4 protein-coding genes are annotated in these 3,963 nt (G+C 65.9%); all 4 read left to right on the top strand.

Annotation, left to right across the window (positions count from 1 at the left end):
* Window positions 1-854, top strand: an 854-nt coding sequence (locus LQV45_RS19915; RefSeq protein WP_230008496.1) for a zinc-binding dehydrogenase, incomplete at its 5' end; no start/stop codon positions are given.
* Window positions 855-936: 82 nt separating this feature from the next.
* The gene (locus LQV45_RS19910) at window positions 937-2,007 is read left to right on the top strand and encodes an alkene reductase (RefSeq protein WP_230008495.1); all 1,071 of its coding nucleotides are present in this window, start codon (window positions 937-939) and stop codon (window positions 2,005-2,007) included.
* Window positions 2,008-2,600: 593 nt separating this feature from the next.
* Window positions 2,601-3,311, top strand: a complete 711-nt coding sequence (locus LQV45_RS19905; protein ID WP_230008494.1) for a GntR family transcriptional regulator — start codon at window positions 2,601-2,603, stop codon at window positions 3,309-3,311.
* A gap of 170 nt (window positions 3,312-3,481) precedes the next feature.
* A partial coding sequence (locus LQV45_RS19900) for an MFS transporter (RefSeq protein WP_230008493.1) occupies window positions 3,482-3,963 on the top strand: 482 nt, incomplete at its 3' end.

Here is a 3,963-nt window from a genome sequence, read left to right as displayed (position 1 = left end):
CCCTCGGCCACGAGTTCTCCGGCACCGTCGAGGAACTGGGGGAAGGCGTCAGCGGTCTGGCCATTGGAGACAACGTCGTCGTGGAGCCGTACTACGTCTGCAATGAATGCGGTCCCTGCCTCAGCGGCCACTACAACCTGTGCACCAGGTTGGGCTTCATCGGCCTGGCGGGCGGCGGTGGCGGCTTGAGCGAGAAGATCGTCGTCGACACCCGGTGGGTGCACCCTGTCGGCGACATCCCCCTGGACGAGGCCGCACTGATCGAACCCCTTGCGGTGGCGTATCACGCCGTCGGCCGGAGCGGCGTCAAAGCCGGGGACGTCGCCGTCGTCGGCGGTGCCGGACCCATCGGCCTGCTGACCGCCGCGGTCCTCAAAGGCATCGGCGTCACCACGATCGTTACCGAGCTGTCTGCAGCCCGCAAAGACAAGGCGACTTCGTCCGGGGTCGCGGATCACGTGCTCGATCCGAGTGCCGAGGACGTCAAGGCGCGCGTGCTGGAACTGACCAACGGTACGGGGGCCGATGCGGCGTTTGAATGTGCCGGTGTGAATGCGGTGCTGGACACCATGCTCGACGTCGTGAGGCCCGCCGGCGTCGTCGTCAACGTCTCGATCTGGGGGCACCCGGCCACGGTCGACATGCAGAAAGTGGTGCTGAAGGAAATTGACCTGCGCGGCACCATCGCCTACTGCGGCGACCACGAAGCCGCGATCAAGCTCGTCCAGGAAGGAAAAGTGGACCTGAAACCCTTCATCACGGGGCGGATCGCCTTGGACGACTTGGTGGACAAGGGGTTTGACACGCTGATCAACCACAACGACACCGCGGTGAAGATCATCGTCCACCCGTAGTGATCCGAGTCTCACGCGGGAATAGTTGCAGACGCCTCGCAGTTGCCGCCAATGAACCAACCCCTTGCGAAAGGAACTGCGCATGCTGTTTTCCCCGATGACCCTCGGCGAGCTGGAACTACCCAACCGGCTCGTCATGGCGCCGCTTACCCGCGTCCGCTCCGGCAAAGAAGGAATCCCCGGCCCGTTGGTGGTCGAACACTACCGTCAGCGCGCCTCGCTCGGCCTGATCGTCAGTGAAGGCACATACCCCAGCCACACAGGCCGCGGCTTCCCGGGCCAGCCCGGCCTCGTGACCGACGAGCAGCTCGCGGGCTGGGCCAACGTCACAGCCGCCGTGCACGCCGAGGGCGGCCGCATTTTCGCCCAGGTCATGCACGCCGGCCGCGTCACTCACCAGGACACTACCGGTGGCTACGAAGTAGTCGCACCCAGCGCCATTGCCATCGACGGCGAGACCCGCACGTATGAGGGCAAGCAGGCGTTCCCCGTCCCGCGCGCCCTGACCACAGAGGAACTGCCGGGCATTGTCGACGAATTCGTGACGGCATCCCGCAAGGCGGTTGAGGCAGGATTCGACGGCGTCGAACTTCACTCGGCCAACGGTTACCTGCTGCACGAATTCCTCACTCCGGCCGCCAACCAGCGCGACGACGTCTACGGCGGCTCTCCGGAGAACCGGGCTCGTTTCGTGATTGAAGTTACCCAGGCAGTGGTGGACGCCGTCGGCGCGGACCGTGTTGGCATCCGCATCTCGCCGGAGCACAATGTCCAGGGTGCCCTCGAACTCGATGCGGCTGACGTCCGGGCCACCTACGCCCACCTCGTGGACGCGCTGGCTCCGCTGAAGCTGGCCTACCTCAGCATCCTGCACAAGGACCCCACCAGCGAGCTTGTCCAGGACCTGCGCGCACGGTTCAACGGGACATTCCTGATCAACACGGGCTTCGGCATCGTCACCACGCGCGACGAAGCCAAGGCGCTGGTCGCGGACGGCCACGCTGACGCCGTCGTCGTCGGACGCCCTGCCATCGCCAACCCGGACCTGGTCCGCCGCTGGCGCGAAGGCCTGCCGGTCAACGAGGCGAATCCGGCCACGTTCTACACCGACGGCGCCGAGGGCTACACCGACTACCCGGCCTACCAGAACTAGGACCAACTGCGGTGCGGTGACTCCCGCGGCGCCGCACGCGCCGCGCAGGACACGCTCGGTTGGACATGCTCAGCCGCAGCCACGAGCAGTGGGCAGAATGCCATTCTGCCCACTGGTCGCATTTAACAATGAGCATGTCCCTCGCAGGGCAGGTCCGAGACCGGGTGCGCGAGTCACAGGGCCGCACCCGCTGCCGGACATGTGCCGCGATGATCTGCACGAGAGAGCATGTTCCTCGCGGCGCATCATGGCCATGGGACATGCCCAGCGGCCGCCACGACCAGTGGGCAGAATGCCATTCTGCCCACTGGTCGCATCTAACAATGAGCATGTCCCTCGCAGGGCAGGTCCGACACTGAACATGCTCCGCGGTGACATGTGTGGCTGGGCATGTCCCGTCCTGCACATCGGGGCCGCCGGGACATGTTCCCTCTACGAATTGGCCACTGGACATGTCCCGTGGCTGGCGCCGGGATTGGGCATGTCCCCCGTGGGCCCATGGTGCGGAGCGAGGTGCATGTCCAGCGGTGGGGGCGGCAAATGGGCATGTCCCGGAGGGGGCCTCGCCGTGCCTAGTCCTATAGGATCTGAAGATGCAATTAGCTTCCACCGGCAGCCATTCTGAGGGGCGCCCCGCCGGCCGCGCAGTCAGCCGGCAGGTCCTGGCGGACCACGTTTATGAAGAACTTCTGGCGTCGCTGATGGATGGCCGGCTGGAACCCGGAACCGCGGTCAGCATCGACGGGACCGCCCGTGAACTCGACGTCTCGCCCACCCCCGTGCGGGAGGCGCTCGCCAGGCTGGAACACACCGGGATGGTGCGCCGCGTGGCCCTTAAGGGCTACCGGGTTGCTCCGGTGTTCACCCGGGAAGACTTCGCCGAGCTCATGGAAGCCCGGCTCGCGATCGAGCCCGTGAACGCCCGCCTGGCGTGTGCACGGCTGACGCCCGGCCACCTGGCCGAACTGGAACAAGCAGTCGCCGATCTCAAGGACGCACCGCGCGGGCCCTCCTTTGCCGAATTCCGCGGCTACCTCGAGGCCGACGAGCGGTTCCATCGGCTGATCGCGGAGCAGACAGGCAACCAGTTCATGGTGGCAGCTTATGCCGCTCTCGGCGGGCAGATTCAGCGCTTCCGCCTGTTCGGGGGAGTGGGTATCACCGACGCCGATCACGCGATCGCCGAACATCAGGCCGTCCTGGATGCCTTGGCGACGGGCGACCCGGAGAAGGCCGCAGCCGCCATGGCCGAGCACGTGCAAAAGGTGCGCGGCCGCGCCATAGCGGACGCCCCCGCGGAATAAGGCTCACTTCCCAGGCTGACGCACGCGGGCCCAAGACCACGTAACAGCGCGCCGCGCCCGGCTTCTGAGCCCTCTTTTTGTGACCCCCTTCACAGCTGATCGAAGAGCCTATAGGATCTTCGATTGTGACGGCTACGGTGCCGGCATGGGGAGTCACAAGGGAGTGAAGAGTGCAAACAGAAACTTTGGCCGCAGGGCCCAAGGAGTCCGCAACACGCCGCACCATCAAGAATCTGCGGTGGTGGATTCTCGGCTGGGCGCTGGCCGCCGGCATCATCAACTACATGGACCGCAGTGCAATCTCCATAGCCGCGCCGCAGCTGATCAAAGACTTCGGCATGACCCGGACGGACATCGGCCTCCTGGGCACCGTGTTCTCCTGGACCTACGCTTTTGCCCAGCTGCCCGCTGGCTGGCTCGTGGACAAGCTGGGCGCCCGACGGATGTACTTCCTCGCAATCGCGGGCTGGAGCATCGCGACCGCGCTGATGGCCGTCGGCACCAAGATGTGGCAATTCGTCACCTTCCGCTTCCTGCTCGGCATCACCGAGGCCCCCAACGGGCCGGCGTCGGCAAAGCTCACCGCCGACTGGTTCCCCCGGGCCGAGCGCGGACAGGCCACCGCCATCTGGGACAGCGGTTCCAAATGGGG

This window comes from Microbacterium sp. Bi128 (assembly GCF_918698205.1).
The sequence above is the reverse complement of the archived record's forward strand: the minus strand, read 5'-3'. Positions and strand labels throughout refer to the sequence as shown.